Consider the following 17800-nt stretch of genomic DNA (forward strand, 5'->3'; position numbering starts at 1 on the left):
TTTTTAAATTATTTTAAAATTCCTAAAATATCATCTATATTTAGTACTAGATACTCATCATTGTCAAGTTTAATTTCAGTTCCACCGTATTTGGAAAACATAATTTTATCACCACTTGATATATCACTTATTTCTTTACTTACTGCAATTACCTCTCCCATTAGTGGTTTTTCTTTAGCATTATCTGGTATAATTATACCTGAAGATGTTGTTTTAGTTTCTTCTACGCGTTTGATTAAAACACGTTTTCCTAAAGGTTGAAAATTCATTTTGTCCATCCTTATATAATATTGATTTCTAGCACTCTTTAATTTAGAGTGATAAAATCATACTATAAAAAATGAATTTTGTCAATACTTTTAGTAAAAATATTTATATAACTTTAGTTAAATTGACTAAAGTTTTTTTATAAATTAACTTATAAGGATAAAAAAATGAAAAAAATTTTCTATACAATACTTGCTTTAATTGCGGTGCTTATAATAGCTTCTTATGTAATATTATTTACAGGCTTTGGTAATGGTATCGTTGCCAATATAGCTCAAAATAAGATCAAAGAAAGTTCTGGACTTGATGTAAATATTACGCGTTTTAAACTTCGTTTTTCTAGTGTTGATCTTCAGCTTAGTTTGGCCAATATGGTTAATCTTGATTTGTATGGAAAATTAAATCTTTTTAAATTAGGTTTTGATCTTGATTATATCGTTAAATTAAATAAAAATTATGCTCAAAATTTAGGTTTAAATTTAAAAGAAAATTTAGCTTTTGGAGGGAAAATTCAAGGAAAAGCAAGTGATTTTACTGCTAATGGTAAGGGTTATTTGTTTGGATCTGATGTTTTATTAAATGCACGCATTTATGATTATTCTCCTATTGCTTTAAATTTAAGTGCTCAAGATATGCAAATTTCAGAATTGTTAGGGCTTTTTGGTCGAGCAAATTTAGCAAAAGGAACTTTAGATATAGCAAGTAAAATCAGTGCAAAAGATTTAAAACCTGATGGGAATATTATAATAAAACTTGATAATAGTTATATAAACTATGCCATGATTAAAAAAGAATTCGGATTAGACTTACCTGAAAATTCAAATTTAAAAGCTCAAATTTTGGCAAATATAAAAGACGATAAAATTTATGCTATAAGTAAGGTTTATAATGATTATTTAAATTTGCAAACTCAAAAAACTTTATATAATTTATCTAATAATACCCTTTTTACTGATTTTGATTTAAAAATTCCTAGTCTGGCTAAACTTGAAAAACTGACAAAAACAAAATTAAATGGTAATTTACAAACCATAGGAGACTTAAGTTTGGAGAACAATTCCTTACAAACTTTGAATGCCAATGTTATAGGATTGGGCGGTGAAATTAAGGCCGGTTTTAAAAACAATCAATTACTCGCTCAAATTGATAATGCAGATTTAGGAAAAATTTTAGCCATTGCTGGGTATGGCAGCTTGATTAATGGTAGTTTGAATGCTAATTTAAGCAGCATAGGGCTTGATTTTGCAAATTTTAACGCTGAAGCAAAAGTCAATAATGCAAAAATAAACACCGAAGAGCTTAAAAAAATCGCCCATATAGAACTTCCAAATACAAGTTTTAGTTTTAATGCAAAAGCGGTTGGTAAAAATAGCAATATTGCTTACAATGCGATTTTGGCTTCTAATTTATTAAATATCAAAAAATTATCTGGAACTTATAATCTAAAAAATAAAGAACTCAATACAGATTTAAATTCTTTTATCGATGATTTATCCCAATTTAGTGCTATTGCAGGACAAAAACTACAAGGTAATGCAGAGTTAAACGCAAAAGCTCATCTTATAGGATCTAAGATAAAAAATTTAAGCGCGGATGCAAATATTGCTAATGGAATTATAAAAGCAAATTCTAATGGTGAAAAATTGGATTTAAATATTAATAAACTTGATCTTTCAAAGCTTTTGGTGATTGTAGGCATGCCAAATTATGCAAGTGGAGATATTAATGCAAAAGCACATTTGGATAATGTTGATTTTAAAAATTTAAATGGTAATTTGAATTTAAAAGTCAAGGGTATTTTAAATTCTGTAATTTTAAGTAAAATTTTAAATAAAAAATTTCCAAATAATGTAAATTATGATCTAAATTCAAATATAGTTTTAAAAAATAATATCGCTCAATTTGACAATGCTTTAAATTCTACCTTAGCTAATCTTACACATTTAAAAGGCAGTTTTGATATCAATAAAATAAATTTAAAATCCAATTTTGTTTTAGACGTTAATGATTTTTCTAAATTAGGATTTTTGCTAGATAGAAAACTTAAAGGTTCTGCGAGTTTTAATGGTGATGTTAGCTATGATAAAACTTTAAATTTTAATATCATGAGCAAAAATTTATTCAACGGAGCTTTAAACGCAATTTTAAAAGATAATATTATTAATGCTGATTTAAACAATGTAGATTTGGATACTTTAGCCCAAGGAATAGGTGTTATGGATGTTTATCAAGGTAAGGCTAATGTAAAAGCAAATTATGATATATCAAATGAAAAAGGTGAGGTCAATTTAGATATCAAAGAAGGAAAGCTTAAGTCAAACGCTATTACAACGGCGTTAAAAGTTTTAACTTTTAAAGATTTTACTCAAAAAGTTTTTCATACGGCAAACGCAAAAGCATTAATCAATAAAGAAAATATAAAGCTGAATTTAAATATGCAAGCTGATAATGCTAGTATTCTTATAAATTCAGGAGAGCTTAATTCAAAAAGTGGTTCTTTAAATCTTCCTTTTAATGCTAAAATCGATAAGGTTGATTTTAAAGGAAATATTACAGGAACGACTGATAATCCTAAAATAAAATTAGATGCAAGCAGTGTTGTTGATTCTGTAAAAAATATATTTGGTGTAAAAAACAATGATGTTACGGATAAAAATAAAAAAGTGGATAAAGCAATTAATAAGATAATAAACAAGATATTTTAAGGAAATTTAATGTTTAACGGTCTTATAAGAGAAATTGCACAGGTTGCATCTTATCAGAATAATATTTTAAGATTAAAAGCGCATTATAAACCGAATTTAGGAGATAGTATAGCCGTTAATGGGGCTTGTTTAAGTGTAACAAAAATTCATCATGATGGTTTTGAGGTTGAGCTTTCTCATGAAAGTCGTTTGCATATAGCGGTACAAAATTTAAAAGAAAATGTCCATATAGAGCCGGCTTTAAGGTTTGGAGATAGAATCGATGGACATTTAATGCAAGGACATATTGATTTTATAGGAACACTAGAAAAAATTCATCAAGATGAAAATGGGGTGGATTTTTTTATTTCCTTACCTAAAGATGCGATGAAATTTGTTGCCTCTAAGGGTAGTATAGGGATTGATGGGGTGAGTTTGACTGTGAATGAGGTTTTTGAAAATCAGATCAGATTGACTATTATTCCTATTACTTTTAGAGAAACTCTTTTTAAAGGATATAAGGTAGGTAGAAAAATCAATATCGAAACTGATTTACTTGCTAGATATATACACGCACAACTAAAAAACGCTAAGGAAATATCATGGAAAGAAATAGACAAAATTTCTTATCTTTATTAGACAATGAAAAAGTAAGTGTTTTTTGTGCTTATGATCAAGATTATAATATTTTTAGAGCTAACTCTTTTAAGCAAAATTTATTTTCCCATCTGGGTTTTGAGGGTATTTTAGAATGTGTTTTTATGGATCAAATTCATTCTGATTTAGTGCAAAATTATGATACAAATTTAAAAGATCTAACCTGTGATGGTTTAATCACTAAGAAAATAAATACCGCACTTTGTGTTTTAAGTGCTGATTGCTTACCTTTGTTATTGTATCATGAAGATGGCATTATAGCGGCTTTACATTCTGGTAGAAAAGGAAGTTTTGAAAATATTTTAAAAAAATGTGTAGATAAGATTATTTTAGAAAATCCAAATTTAGATAAAACTAAATTTCATCTTTTTATTATGCCAAGTATTTGTTGGAAAAATTATGAAATTAGTGGAGATATTTTAAATTTTGCAAAGCAAAATTTTAAAGATTTTTTATTAGATAATCGGTTAGATTTGAAATCTTTAGTCAAATTTCAAGCTAAAAATTTAAATATAAATCATATTTTAGACTCTGAAATTTGTAGCTTTGAAAACAAAGATTTTTTTTCTTATCGTAGAAATAAAACACAAAAACGTTTTGTGAGTGTGATTTATTTAAAGGATTGATTTAATGTATGAAAAAAAAGATTTAAGGGTTTTAAAGATCATTCAAAAGGCTAGAGAATTTGGTGATTTGGATCTATGTAATGAAATTTTAGTTCATCAACTTGTTAATTCAGTTTTTAATGAAATAGAGTCTAAAGAAAAAGAAGAGCTGATCGCTCTTTTAAATTCTTTAATAGAAGCTAAAGACAAGGCTTTGCTTAGCAATTAATTTAATTCTATATAATTTTCAAAATCTTCTTCTTTTGGAGGATTTGGTTGATGATTGTTTAAAGCCTCTTGAACAGTTTTTTCATATTGGGCTATAGTGTTTTCAAATTCCTCTTTTTGTTTTCCTTTTAATTCGGACTTGGCAATTTTTACAACTGATGCTGGATTAATGGCTTTGTTATTAAGATATACTCCAAAATGTAAATGAGGGCCTGTACTCATTCCCGTTGATCCTACATAGGCAATGATTTGTCCTTGATTGACTCTTTGACCTGTTTTTATTTTAGCAAAACGACTTAAATGTGCATATAAAGTTGTATATCCTCCTTCATGTTTTACCTGCACTACGTTTCCATATCCTCCTTTTGTTCCAACAAAAATAATCGTTCCTTTGCCAGCGCTTTTAACAGGTGTGCCAGTAGGTGCAGCATAATCTATACCAAGATGTGCGCGGTAACGTTTAAGTATAGGATGATATCTGGCAGTACTAAAAGGAGAAGAAATTCTTATATAATTAACAGGTTTTGTCAGTAAAAAATTATCTAATTCTCTACCTTGTCGATCATAAAAAGTATCATTGTAGGAGAAAACTTCTTGGATATTTTTATTAATTTCCACCGTGGCCATTTTAATTGTAATATCCCCCCATAGTTTTCCCATACGTCTTTTTTGCTCATAATAAAGCGTTATTTCATCTCCTTTTTGGATATTTCTAAAATTAATCCCTTTAAAAGCTCGAACCATTGCACGAGCTAAAGTGCTACTTCCACTTTCTTCATAAACATCTTGATAGGCTGAATTTTTAATGGTTAGATGTAAAATTCTATTGTCAATTTGATAAATAATTGGAGTAAAGGTTAGTACATATTGATTATTTTCATTTTTATAAATATGAATTTGCAAATCATCGCTTATCGGGATTAAAACTTGCTCTATATTGTTATTATCGTCTTTTAAAATTTGATATCTTGTTTTATAAAGTATATCAGAAGCAAGTTCTTGATCTTCTTTATCAAGTCCATAATAAAGCGACATCGGAATAGAATTTCGTTGTAAAAATTTAAGTAAAGTATCTCCATTATCCCAAGTTAATTCTTCAACGCTTAAGGCGGCAAAACTTTGAATAACAAATATAAATAAAAGTAAAATTTTTCTCATAAAAAACCTTGATTTTTATAGATTTGAAAATTTAAAATCTATATTTTACTTTATTTTTCTTACAATTGCTTAACAAAAAAGGAATATAATAATACAAAATTATTTTTACAAGGAGTAAAGTTTGCTTAGATTTATAGCACTTTTTCTAACATTAAACCTCACTTTATTTGCTGCAAATTTCGACTTAAAACCTTTTAAAACCGAGCTTTTAAAAGTGGATGATATCTATGGCTATATTAAAGATAGTCCAGAAATTCAAATCAATTCTAGTGGCGTTGTATTACAGCAATTTAAAAATTCTAAAAGCATTATTGCTAGAGCAAGTGTGATCGCTAAAGAAAATGGTCTTGCAAAATTAGAATTTAGTGTTTTTTCAGATTTGAAACAAGAAGCTTTACCATTACCAAATGTTTTACCTAAAAGTGGCGATGAGGTGGTTTTAAATTTTCTTTATGATAGAGGGGTGATTGTTGCTCCAGATGAAAAAACTTATAATGATTTGGTGTCAGATTTTCCTCAAATTTATTTTACCCATATAGATATCTTTGGAGCACAATTGATTAGAAGTTCTACCGTTGCACCAAAGCGTAGTGATTTTAGAAAATTTTGTGCGGATAATGCGGTGGGTATTTTAATTTTTGCCTTAGAAGATAAAGCTAAAATCATTGATTGTCAAAATTTCAATGAACTTTATGAATTTCCTATTGAAAAAGCATCTAGTGTGCAAATTCCTTTTTATTCTCGCGTGAGTGGATATAGGACTAATTTTTTTGATTTTAATGCGCAAGAGATGAGTGATTATTACCGTTATTATAATGCTTTGATTGATTTTTCTAAGGTTTTAGCGGATTAATGAAAGAAGAGTTTAAGCAATATTTTATCAAGCTTTTAGGCAAAGAAAATGCCTATTTTGATCAAATGCACAAAATTGCTTATAGTTATGATGCAACTAAAAATCATTATCTACCCGATGGTGTGCTTTTTCCAAGAAATGAAGAAGATATTTCCGATATTTTAAAATTTTGCAATAATAGAGATATCATCGTAGTCCCACGCGGTGCTGGAACCGGTATGAGTGGGGGTTCTTTGGCTGTTAATGGTGGTTTAATTTTAGCCTTTGAAAAGCATATGAATAAAATTTTAGAAATCGATTTGGATAATTTAGTTGCCGTTGTTCAACCAGGCGTTATAAATATGCATTTACAAAAAGAAATTGCTAAATACGGACTTTTTTATCCGCCTGATCCTGCTAGTATGGAGCATTCAAGTTTAGGTGGCAATGTCAGTGAAAATGCCGGTGGAATGCGTGCAACAAAATATGGAATTACAAAAGATTATGTTTTAGCTTTAAGAGCGGTTTTGCCTAATGGGGAGATAATTTCTGCAGGCAAGCGGACTATAAAAGATGTTGCAGGTTATAATTTAGCTGGAATTTTAATCGCTAGTGAGGGTTCTTTGGCGGTGTTTAGTGAGCTGACATTAAAATTGGCCGCTTTGCCTAAATTTAAAAAAACAGCCATGGGAATTTTTCCAAATGTAAAAAGTGCTATGAATGCTGTTTTTAAAACTCTAGCAAGTGGAGTTACTCCTGCTTCAATGGAATTTTTAGATAATCTTAGCATTTGTGCAGTGGAGACTAAATTTAATATAGGATTGCCTATAAAAGCTGGAGCGATTTTGGTTGTTGAGGTGGATGGCAATATTGAGGCGTCTATCGATGAGGATTTGAAAATAATAAAGCATTATTTTTTAGAAGAAAATGCAAGTGAATTTAAGATCGCTAGAGATGAAAAAGAGGCTAAAGATATATGGTTTGCTAGAAAAAATTGCTCTCAAAGTATTGCCATGTATGGAAAATTAAAACTAAATGAAGATATCACCGTTCCGCGATCAAAACTTCCTGATTTGTTAGAAGGCATTGCTGAAATTTCAAAAAAATATGGTTTTAAAATTCCTTGTTTCGGTCACGCAGGTGATGGCAATGTGCATACTAATATTATGGTTGAAGATAAAAACGATCAAGAGCAGGTTAAAAAAGGATATTTGGCTGTAGAAGAGCTTTTTAAACTCACGATCAAACTCGGTGGGACTTTAAGCGGGGAACATGGCATAGGAATTTCAAAGGCGTCTTTTATGAATTTGGCATTTTCTAATGCTGAAATGAATTTAATGAGAAATATAAAAAAAGCCTTTGATCCAAATAACATACTTAACCCTTTTAAAATGGGACTTTAAAGGAATGAAAATTTGAAAAGAATTTTTAATATTTTATTGAGTATTCGCGATAAAGAAATTTTAAATTATGCTGCTGCGCTTAGTTTTTATACTATATTATCTTTAATTCCGATTTTATTTATATGTTTTTCTGTTTTTACTCAAATTTCAAGTTTTAAAATGTATTATGAAAAAGCTAAGCGTGTTATTTTTGCTTTTTTAATTCCTGCTCAACAAGATATAGTGGCTACTTATTTAGATACTTTTTTAAAAAATAGTGTTAATTTAGGTATAGTGGGTCTTATAGCGATGACTTTTACTTCCTTAGCGTTTTTTTCTGGTTATGATTTTGTTATCAATCGTATCACTAAAAGCGAACCTAAAGGAATTTGGCAAAGCATTAGTTCTTATTGGACTTTATTGACTCTCGTTCCTTTGGGACTCGGGCTTAGTTTTTATATTTCTGGTTTTATTCAGCAAACTTTGGATGATTATAAAATAGGATTTAATTTTTTTGAAATTCTACCCTTTGTGATTGTTTGGGGTTTGTTTTTTATATCTTATTCAAGTTCTGTGCATAAAAGTTCTTTAAAAAGTTTATTTCTTGTGTCCTTTAGTGCAAGTGCTATTTGGTATATCGGAAAGAATTTATTTGTTTATTATGTAGTTTATAATAAAACCTATGCAAGTGTTTATGGATCTTTTTCCACTATACTTTTTTTCTTTATTTGGATTTATATTTCTTGGATAATTTACCTTTTTGGACTTAAGGTTTATTTTTTTCTAAATCACAATGATAATGAAGGGAAGAAGGTTAGAAAAAATACAAAAAAGAGCTAATAATTTAAAACGAATCGACAAAAGCGAAGCTCCAAGATAACTGATAAAAATCCAAAACGGAATTTGAACATTGTTTGCATAAATTTTAAAATCAAAAAATTCTTTCAATGCAAAATCAAATAGATCTCCAATTCCAATAAAATGTAAAATCAAACTTAAGGGATAAAATATTACAAAGATAGCGCTTAAAAATATGGATAAAATTTGTTGATAACTAATCAATGGAAAGAAATAAATAACGGGTAAAGTCATAGCAAAAAAAGTCCATATATTTAAAAAAAGTACATTGAAAAAAGCGTTAAAAGATTTTGAAAAATGATGTAAATATAAAAAAATATAAAAAACTCCCATGATGGAAAATAAAAATCCCACGCTAAATAAAAGCTTAGGATACCAACAAATACAAATAAAAACACTGGCAAAAAGTGTGAAAAAATTAAGCACTTTGATATTTTTACAAATAAGATAAAATCCAAAAATAGCCATAGTTAAAGAACGCACATAAGAAGGAACAAAGCCTATAAGATAGGTATAAGAAAAAAGCAAAATAAAAATTAAAATACTTAAATCAAAACGCAGATTTCTATAAGGAAAATATTTTTTTTGAAAAAAGCTATAAATTGGAGTTAGGATAAAAAATATCAAACTAAAAATAAGACCGATATGATATCCGCTAATGGCGATTAAATGAGCAATTCCATAATAATTAACATCATTTCTTAAATCTTTAGATATAGGCAATGCAAAAAATAAAGCCCCGTAAAATTCACGAATTTTTTCATTTGTATGTTGATTTAAAAAATAAGAAATAATAGCATTTTGTTCTTTTATTTTTAGCTTTTCAAGATCATAACTAGGCACATAAAAAATTTGACTAAGATAATCTTTAAAAGTGACATTTTCAGTAATGATTTTTAAATTTAAAAGTTGATTATTGCTTAAATTTAGATCTTTAAAACTTGTCGTGTAAAAAGTAAAATCTTTTGTTTGTATTTTTAAAATCCAATATTTTTTATTTTTTTTATTGTATTTTGTATAGTTTTGCATTAAAGTGGCATTTTCTACTAGATAATGTTTATTTTTTTAAATGATAAAAAATCATAATATTTTAAAGATAGATTAAAAATGAAAATTATTATTCCAAACAAAAATACATAGCGAAATTCTTTTAAACTATTAAAAAAAGAATTCCACCAAAACATTATTTTTTAGAAAATTTAGCCAAATAAAACCAAATAATTCCAGCTAATGCTAATAAAAAAAGAGGAGCGATATAAGGATATTTTCCTAATTGAGTAAAGATTTCTTCTATAATATGACCAAAAATATATGCTGCTAAACCTAAGATGATTGACCAAATCAAACTTGCAAAAGCGTTAATGAATGCAAATTTTGTAAAATTATATTTTGCTATTCCAGCCGCTATAGGTATGAAAGTTTTTAATCCATAAATAAATTTTTGCACGATAAGTAAAATCGTGCCGTATTGTTTGATTTTCATTGTTGCTAGTGCAAGTTTGCGTCGATGGTTTTTAAAATAGGGCATGATGTCTTTTTTGTAATATTTTCCAAGTATAAATAATAAAGTAGAACCTAAGGTATTTCCTAAAAAAGCTAGAAAAATACATAGGCCAATTTCCATTTTTCCTTGAGAGCAAAGTATTCCAGCGGCTAAAATTCCAACCATACCGCCACCTAAAGAATAAAAAAACAGGACTATATAGCCATATTGGATCAAGGTATCAACCATATCTTGCATTATAAGTCCTTATTTGGCGTATTCTATAGATCTTAATTCCCGTATGACATTAACTTTAATTTCTCCAGGATATTGCATTTTTTCTTGAATTTCATTAGCAATTTCTTTAGCCAGTAAAGCACTTTCATCATCATTGATCAATCTTGCATTAGCAATGACGCGAATTTCTCTACCTGCATTGATAGCATAAGCATTTTTAATCCCATCTTTACTTTTAGCGATATCTTCTAGTTCTGTGACTCTTTTTAAGAAGGCTTCTAAGACTTCTCGTCTTGCACCAGGTCTTGCTGCGCTTAAGGTGTCAGCCGCACACACAGCAGCTGCTTCGATGCTTGTTGCTTCTTCATGTCCGTGATGAGCATAAATCGCATTGATCACCACAGGATGTTCTTGATAACGCTTACAAAGCTCTCCACCTAAATCAACGTGTGAGCCTTCATAATCATGCGTTAAAGCTTTTCCAATATCGTGTAAAATTCCAGCCCTTCTAGCTAAATTTTCATCACCCCCGCATTCAGCCGCAATAATTCCTGCTAAATGAGCGACTTCTAAAGAATGTGCCAAAGCATTTTGTCCATAACTTGCACGATATTTAAGTTTTCCAATCAATTTAACAATCTCTGGATGAACTTTACTTAATCCTAAATCCATAACGATGGTTTGACCTTCTTCTAAAATAGCACTGTCAAATTCTTGACACACTTTATCATGAACTTCTTCTATGCGTGCAGGTTGAATTCTTCCATCTTGAACAAGCAATTCTATCACCTTTGTAGCAATAGCACGACGATAAAGATTAAAGCAGCTTACTATGATGGCTCCAGGTGTATCATCGATAATAATATCAACCCCTAAAACCATTTCTAAAGTTTTTACATTACGTCCTTCTTTGCCTATGATGCGTCCTTTTAACTCATCACTTTTGATATTGATCACATTGATAAGTCTTTCAGCGGCAAATTCTCCTGCAAAACGCGAAGTCGCTTGAGCTAGGATATAATTAGCTCTTCTTTTGGCTTCATTTTTGGCTTCTTCTTCATATTTTCTTACTACGTGTGCGATTTGGCTACGTGAAGTTTCTTCAACTTTTTTAAGGATAATTTCACGTGCTTCATCTTGAGTTAGTCCTGCAGAACATTCTAAAATATTAAGCAAATCATGAAGTTTTGACTCATATTGAGTTTTTACTTTTTCAGCATCTAGGTGCAAATCTTGAATTTGTCTTTTAGTATGCGTGAGTTTTTCTTCATTTTCTTTTATTTTTTCTTCTTGAATTTGAAGTTTTTGTTCTTTTTTGGATAACTCATCAAATTTTTGATTATAGTCTCTTTGAATTTTATGAATTTTATCTTCATATTTTTTCTTTGCTTCAAGTTCTGCATTGAGTATAGAATTTTTAGCATCTTTAAGAGTAAGTTCAGCTTCGTGCTCTATAGCTCTTGCTCTTGCTTTAGCTTGCTCAACAAAAATTTCATATTTAGCATCGTTAATTTTTTTAACAATTAGGTATCCGATTGCGATGCCTATTATAGCGGATACAAATGCGATTATCGACTCTATCATTTTTTCTTTCTTTCCTATAATATTTTCTATAAGGATTGATATAAAATTCACCCATAATATCATGTTCTTGAGTGATTTCTTTCTCACTCAAAGCATGGATACTTTGAGTAAAAATTATATTAGGCTTATAATGTAAATTTGAGAAAAATCTATCATAAAAACCTTGCCCATGTCCTATTCTTTTTAAATTTTTATCTATCCCAATAACAGGGACAATAGCTAGATCAATTTTAGCTTCTAAAAAAGAATTCATAGGCTCTAATATTCCAAACCTTTTTTTAACAAAAGGTAGCCTTAATTTTACAATTTTTAAACTTTTATCTTGCATAAATGGAACAAAAAGTATGCATTTTTTGCTAAGCAAATGACGAAATTTAACCAAATTTGGCTCATAAGCTAAAGGAATAAAAATAAGAATTCTTTTTGCCTTTAATTTTTTAATGATATGAAAGCATTCTTGAAATATTTGAAAATCTTGTTTAAAATATAAATTTGGATGGCGTTTTAATTTAGTTTTTTGCAAAGCTCTAAAATGGATTTTTTGCATCATATGCCTTTTTAAAAACTTATTATCTTAGTTGTGTTATAATTTTACCATTTTTTAAATGAGAATAAGGAAATAAAAGATTATGAAAAAAATATTTTTATTGACTTTGATGATTTGTTTTTTTGTAGGCTGTAGCAACGATAAACAAAAAGATAAGGATGAAAATACAAGTGTAAATATAGAAGCAAATTTGGAACAAGGTGAAGATGTGAATTTCGATATTCATTTGATTGATGGAAATTCGATTTCGGTTCAAAAAAGCAATGAAAAAATCACTTTTGATACTGATAAGGCAACTTTATTTGTGTTTTTTACTACATGGTGCACCCCTTGTGTCGCAGAAATTCCTTATTTGAATAATCTTCAAAATAAATACAAAGATCAAATCAATATAGTAGGTGTTTTACTCGAAGATAAAAGCGATGAAGATATCAAGGCATTTAAAGATAAAAATAAGATTGTATATGAAATAGCTAATGGAGAAAATAATTATCTTTTAGCAAAATCATTAGGCGGTGTTAATGGCATTCCTACCATGTTTTTATATGATAAATATTCTAAATTAATCAATGAATATTTAGGTCTTATTCCTCAAGAAATGTTGGAAATTGATATTCAAAAGGCTGTATTTTAATGTTTGATTTTATAAAAAAAGGACTTTCAAAAACCCTTGAAGGAATTATTGGTATTAAGGGTGATAATAAAAAAATAACTAAAGATTTACTTGAGGAAATTTTATTAGAATCTGATGTAAGTTATGAAATCGTTGAAGAAATTATTTATTATTTACCGCCTAGCAATGAGGTTAAAAAAGAAGATTTAAAACGAGTGATGAGTTCTTATTTTCTTTATGATAAACCTGAAATTGTAAATTCTAAGCCTTTTGTGGAATTGATTTTAGGGGTTAATGGGGCAGGAAAAACAACAACTATTGCTAAACTTGCTTATCTTTATAAAAATAGACAACAAAAAGTGATACTAGGTGCTTGTGATACTTTTAGAGCGGGTGCGATCGAACAATTACGCCTTTGGTCTGAAAAAATTGGAGTGGATATCGTGCTTACTAGCCAAGGACACGATCCTTCAGCCGTTGCATTTGATACGATCAGTAAAGCCAAAGCTAAAAATTTTGATCAAGTTATCATAGATACGGCAGGTCGTTTGCAAAATCAAAAAAATTTAGCTAATGAGCTTGAAAAAATTGTAAGAATTTCAAACAAAGCTTTAGAAGGGGCTCCTCATAGAAAAATTTTAGTTCTTGATGGTACTCAAGGAAATGCGGGAATTTTACAAGCTAAAGCTTTTAATGAAATTGTTAAACTTGATGGGGTTATCATTACCAAACTAGATGGCACAGCTAAAGGTGGAGCACTTTTGGGTATAGCAAGAGAGCTTGAACTTCCTATTTTATATATAGGAGTGGGCGAAAAAATGGAAGATTTGATCGAATTTAATCCGGATAATTTTTTAGATATTTTATTAGAGGGCGTTTTTGAGTAAATGGCCAAAAATAAAATTCTTTTTGAATGCCAAGCTTGTGGAAATCAACAAAGTAAATGGTTGGGAAAATGTCCAGAATGCGGAGCTTGGGATAGCTTTGTAGAGTTAAAAACTGAACAAATTCAAGTCTTAAAAGAAATTGCTAAAGCAAGTTCAAAAGCTAGTGAAGCTGTATGTATTGAAGATGTAGAGCTTGAGCATTTTTCAAGATCAAGTACAGGAGATGATGAGCTTGATTTAGTTTTAGGCGGAGGATTGGTTGAGGGATCTTTGATTCTTATTGGTGGAAGTCCTGGTGTTGGCAAATCAACACTTTTGTTAAAAATTGCTTCAAATTTAGCCAAAAAAGGTAAAAAAGTTCTTTATGTAAGTGGTGAAGAAAGCAAAGCACAGATTAAACTAAGGGCAGATAGACTTGAGGCAAATGCTTCAAATTTATTTTTATTGACTGAATTATGCCTTGAAAATATCTTAGAAGAATTACATAAAAAAGATTATGAAATTTTAATCATTGATTCCATACAAACTTTATATTCTAATAAAATTTCTTCCGCAGCAGGAAGCATTACTCAGGTGCGTGAGATCACTTTTGAACTTATGAGAGTGAGCAAGGCTTTTAATATAAGTACTTTTATTATAGGGCATATTACCAAAGAGGGATCTATAGCAGGTCCTAGAGTTTTAGAACATATGGTGGATGTGGTGCTTTATTTTGAAGGCGATGCAACAAAAGAAATCAGGCTTTTAAGAGGCTTTAAAAATCGTTTTGGTGGGACAAGCGAAGTGGGAATTTTTGAAATGACTTCTAAGGGTTTAGTGAGTGCAAAAGATCTCGCAAATCGTTTTTTTACTCGCGGAAGAGCTATTTCAGGAAGTGCATTAGGTGTAGTGATGGAAGGATCTCGTGCCTTAGTTTTGGAAGTGCAAGCTCTAGTTTGTGAAAGTGCTTATCCAAAACGCAGTGCTACAGGCTATGAAAAAAATCGTCTCGATATGCTTTTGGCTTTACTTGAAAGAAAGCTTGAAATTCCATTAGGGCATTATGATGTGTTTGTAAATATCAGCGGTGGCGTTAGGGTAAGTGAAACTGCAGCTGATTTGGCTGTGGTTGCGGCTATAATTTCGAGTTTTAAAAATCGTCCTTTAAGTAAAGATAGCGTTTTTATCGGAGAGCTTAGTTTAAATGGTGAAATTAGAGAAGTATTTAGCCTTGATACTCGTTTAAAAGAAGCAAAAATGCAAAAATTTAAAAATGCTATTATTCCTTCAAAACCTATTGAAGATGTGGGTTTAAAATGTTTTGTGGCTAAGGAACTTAGTCAAGTATTAGAATGGATGTGAAATAAAATATTATCAATTTTTAATGTTTTATCATTCTCTAAAAAAACTATAATTAAAATAAAATAGTGTGATTAAAGTATTTTATAAAGAATCAAAATGAAATATTATAAAATTAATATACAATGATAAATATGAAATATACAAAAAAAGGAAAACAAATGACTAAAGAAAAAATCATCTCTTATGAAGAAGTTCAAGCAAATCCTATGCTTCAATGGTTTTTTGATACAGAAATCAAGCATAGTATTAAAGATAAATATTATAAGGAATGGCAAGAATATGTTAAAAAAACAGATTTAAATACAATGTATATTATAGAAAATCCAAAAGGTAAAGATGTTTATGACTTATATCCATACCAAAGACCTAGTATGGCTTCTCACTTATTTGGTGGTCACGAATTATATGATCATGAATTTTTTGAATTTATTTTGCAATTCATAAAAGATCAAAAATGGTTGAATTTTTTATTGACTCTTATTAGTTTTACAATAGAAGATGAAGATCATCACATAGTTTTAGAAAAAACAAAAAAAGTTATTAAGCTTTTAGTAGATAAGGGAGCTAATATCAATGCTTATTTTTATGATATGGATGGACAATACAAACCTTTGATCTTTAAAACCAGTGGTCTTCTTGATGCCACTAAAATAGAAAGGGCTAATAAATTAGAACTTTTGCATTTTTTACTAGAACTAGGAGCAGATCCTAATCTTAAAAATTCAGAGGGTGAAAATTTACTACACAAACTTCTTATGTATGAAGAGCAAAAATTTGCTAATGCCTTAATCGATAGTGGTAAAATGAAAGATATCAATGAAATCATAGAATATGACAAAGGATCAATTTGTTATGGAGAAAATGCTTTAATATTGGCTGTAGAGGGGTGTTATTCTAGCACGGTTAAAAAACTCATTGAAGCAGGAGCTAATGTGAATGTTTTTGATCAATTTGGAGATTCTGCTCTTGATAATATAGGCAATAAAAGTGAAACCATAAAAAAATACCTTCTTAAAGCAGGAGCTAAAAGTTCTTTAGAGCTTTTAGGCAGTGAAGAAAAACATATAGAGCTTATGAATGAAATGCGAAAAAAAAGAGAAATACAAGATAAAATAAGAAAAGAACACGAAAAGCAACTTAAGGAAAATTATCTTGCTATCTTAGAAAAAACTCCTTTGACTTTTTGTGAAATAGAAGTTATTTAGCTTTTATCTAAAAAGACTTTTAGTAATAAAAACGCAAAAACTAAAAACTTAATCGAAAGGATAGAAAATGCTAAGGGATACTAGTAAAGATGAAGCGTATTTTACTGAAGAAATAATAAAATGTGAAAAAGAGATTGAAGAGGATGAAAAAGAACTTTTAGAACTTCCTTTAGGAGATGCAAGAAGAGAGCGTTATCTTTTTTGTATAGAAGATCAGAAATTTCATAACGCTATGGATAAATATGCTCGTGGTGATGATATAAAATTAGTTAAAAAAGATTTAGAAGAAGTTATATCAATAATACAAAAAAAACGTTTAGAATTTGGATTTGATATTAGTTGGCTTAAGGGAAAGGTTATTGAACTTTGTCTTAGAGTGTTATTAGATATGGACACAACTTGTGTATTAAAATTAGTAGAAGAAGATGAAAGAAAAAGAAGAGATATACTTAATAGGGATTGGTTTTTACATTTTGTGGGATCTATGGGTAAAAACTTAAATTTAGAACGCAAGTGTATCCGTAAAGAACATGAACTTATTAAAGAATTTGTAGCTACTAAAGATATTGAGTTTTTACATAAATATATGAAAAAACATACAAGATTAAGAGATCCTATTAATACTTGGGATCTTGAAGGTGCTGTTATTGTAAAGATAATGAATTTAAATAAAGAAGAATTTAAACATTATAAATACTTTCCTTATGATTTAATTTAGGAGTTTCTTATTTATATTTAATATTAAAAAGCAGCCTTTAAAAGATCCTAAAAGTCATATCTTTAGGGTAAAAGATAATAAAATAGCTATTTTTGTATCTAGTGAATTTAGAAAGAATACAATTTATTAGGATTTAGTTTTTGTGAGGTTTTGGTGTATTAAATAGATCTTATTATTGAAAAATAAGATTTAAGTTAAATTCTATATGTAAATCGCACGAGTAGAAAATGTATTACTATTTTAGATAATTTAGTTTAACACTCTTAATTCTCAAAAAAATAACACTAAAATAAATTTCATACTATTACCAAAAATGCAATTATTTAAAATTAATATTATAAAAAATAAAGATATAATAGATTTTATTAATCTTGAAAATATCATAGAGGAATAGCTATGAAAAAAATAATATGTCTTTTAGTGATGATTTTTTGCACACTTAATGCAGAGATGATTAATTTTCATTATTTGGGTAAAAAGACTATTGGAGTAGATTCGGACTATCTTGATAATG

At 28.9% G+C, this 17800-nt stretch carries 17 protein-coding genes and 1 pseudogene; 12 read left to right on the forward strand and 6 right to left on the reverse strand.

The window, feature by feature from the left end; genetic code table 11:
* Positions 1-8: 8 nt before the first annotated feature.
* Entirely contained in the window at positions 9-269 is a 261-nt protein-coding gene (gene groES, locus CQA75_RS05270; protein ID WP_137623986.1) for a co-chaperone GroES, read from the reverse strand.
* Positions 270-434: 165 nt separating this feature from the next.
* Here groES and CQA75_RS05275 point away from each other — a divergent pair, with 165 nt between their 5' ends.
* Genes CQA75_RS05275 through CQA75_RS05290 form a run of 4 tightly spaced genes read left to right on the forward strand, consistent with a single transcriptional unit; the run spans position 435 to position 4442 of the window.
* On the forward strand, positions 435-2972 hold the full coding sequence (locus tag CQA75_RS05275) for a hypothetical protein (RefSeq protein ID WP_137623987.1): 2538 nt from the start codon (positions 435-437) through the stop codon (positions 2970-2972).
* A 9-nt stretch (positions 2973-2981) separates the two neighbouring features.
* Positions 2982-3590 (forward strand): riboflavin synthase, encoded by a 609-nt coding sequence (ribE, locus tag CQA75_RS05280; protein ID WP_137623988.1) that lies wholly within the window; start codon positions 2982-2984, stop codon positions 3588-3590.
* Positions 3554-4234: a polyphenol oxidase family protein gene (locus CQA75_RS05285; protein ID WP_137623989.1), complete on the forward strand. Its 681-nt coding sequence runs from the start codon at positions 3554-3556 to the stop codon at positions 4232-4234. The genes ribE and CQA75_RS05285 overlap by 37 nt, the downstream gene beginning before the upstream one ends.
* Positions 4235-4238: 4 nt before the next feature.
* The gene (locus CQA75_RS05290; RefSeq protein WP_137623990.1) at positions 4239-4442 is read left to right on the forward strand and encodes a hypothetical protein; all 204 of its coding nucleotides are present in this window, start codon (positions 4239-4241) and stop codon (positions 4440-4442) included.
* Here CQA75_RS05290 and pgp5 read toward each other — a convergent pair.
* A complete protein-coding gene (gene pgp5 / locus CQA75_RS05295; protein ID WP_137623991.1) occupies positions 4439-5599 on the reverse strand; it encodes a peptidoglycan metallopeptidase Pgp5 in 1161 nt (386 codons plus the stop codon). The two genes, CQA75_RS05290 and pgp5, sit on opposite strands and share 4 nt — an antisense overlap.
* A 121-nt stretch (positions 5600-5720) precedes the next feature.
* On the opposite strand from pgp5, the gene CQA75_RS05300 reads away from it, so the two are divergent.
* From CQA75_RS05300 to CQA75_RS05310, 3 genes are read left to right on the forward strand one after another with little or no spacing between them, the layout of a single operon-like run.
* Positions 5721-6452, forward strand: a complete 732-nt coding sequence (locus CQA75_RS05300) for a plasminogen-binding N-terminal domain-containing protein (protein ID WP_137623992.1) — start codon at positions 5721-5723, stop codon at positions 6450-6452.
* Positions 6452-7834: an FAD-linked oxidase C-terminal domain-containing protein gene (locus tag CQA75_RS05305; protein WP_137623993.1), complete on the forward strand. Its 1383-nt coding sequence runs from the start codon at positions 6452-6454 to the stop codon at positions 7832-7834. The genes CQA75_RS05300 and CQA75_RS05305 overlap by 1 nt, the downstream gene beginning before the upstream one ends.
* A gap of 12 nt (positions 7835-7846) precedes the next feature.
* On the forward strand, positions 7847-8653 hold the full coding sequence (locus tag CQA75_RS05310; protein ID WP_137623994.1) for a YihY/virulence factor BrkB family protein: 807 nt from the start codon (positions 7847-7849) through the stop codon (positions 8651-8653).
* Here CQA75_RS05310 and CQA75_RS05315 read toward each other — a convergent pair.
* The 4 genes and pseudogenes from CQA75_RS05315 to CQA75_RS05330 form a co-directional block, all read right to left on the reverse strand.
* Positions 8597-9855: pseudogene (locus CQA75_RS05315) on the reverse strand (ComEC/Rec2 family competence protein). The gene CQA75_RS05310 and the pseudogene CQA75_RS05315 overlap by 57 nt on opposite strands.
* Positions 9855-10412, reverse strand: coding sequence for a DedA family protein (locus CQA75_RS05320; protein WP_137623995.1), 558 nt, complete (start codon positions 10410-10412; stop codon positions 9855-9857). The pseudogene CQA75_RS05315 and the gene CQA75_RS05320 overlap by 1 nt, the downstream one beginning before the upstream one ends.
* A 9-nt stretch (positions 10413-10421) precedes the next feature.
* Positions 10422-11975, reverse strand: a complete 1554-nt coding sequence (rny, locus tag CQA75_RS05325; protein WP_137623996.1) for a ribonuclease Y — start codon at positions 11973-11975, stop codon at positions 10422-10424.
* Positions 11908-12522 (reverse strand): 5-formyltetrahydrofolate cyclo-ligase, encoded by a 615-nt coding sequence (locus CQA75_RS05330; RefSeq protein ID WP_137623997.1) that lies wholly within the window; start codon positions 12520-12522, stop codon positions 11908-11910. The genes rny and CQA75_RS05330 overlap by 68 nt, the downstream gene beginning before the upstream one ends.
* Positions 12523-12604: 82 nt before the next feature.
* On the opposite strand from CQA75_RS05330, the gene CQA75_RS05335 reads away from it, so the two are divergent.
* From CQA75_RS05335 to CQA75_RS05355, 5 genes are all read left to right on the forward strand, one after another.
* Complete coding sequence (locus CQA75_RS05335; RefSeq protein WP_137623998.1) at positions 12605-13156, forward strand: TlpA family protein disulfide reductase; 552 nt, start codon at positions 12605-12607, stop codon at positions 13154-13156.
* The gene (ftsY, locus tag CQA75_RS05340) at positions 13156-14022 is read left to right on the forward strand and encodes a signal recognition particle-docking protein FtsY (RefSeq protein WP_137623999.1); all 867 of its coding nucleotides are present in this window, start codon (positions 13156-13158) and stop codon (positions 14020-14022) included. The genes CQA75_RS05335 and ftsY overlap by 1 nt, the downstream gene beginning before the upstream one ends.
* Positions 14023-15363, forward strand: coding sequence for a DNA repair protein RadA (gene radA, locus CQA75_RS05345; protein WP_137624000.1), 1341 nt, complete (start codon positions 14023-14025; stop codon positions 15361-15363). It abuts the gene before it with no gap.
* Positions 15364-15521: 158 nt separating this feature from the next.
* Complete coding sequence (locus CQA75_RS05350; RefSeq protein WP_137624001.1) at positions 15522-16568, forward strand: ankyrin repeat domain-containing protein; 1047 nt, start codon at positions 15522-15524, stop codon at positions 16566-16568.
* Positions 16569-16635: 67 nt separating this feature from the next.
* Entirely contained in the window at positions 16636-17286 is a 651-nt protein-coding gene (locus CQA75_RS05355; protein WP_137624002.1) for a PoNe immunity protein domain-containing protein, read from the forward strand.
* Positions 17287-17800 lie beyond the last annotated feature (514 nt).

Source organism: Campylobacter taeniopygiae, assembly GCF_005406225.1.
GTDB lineage: Bacteria > Campylobacterota > Campylobacteria > Campylobacterales > Campylobacteraceae > Campylobacter_D > Campylobacter_D taeniopygiae.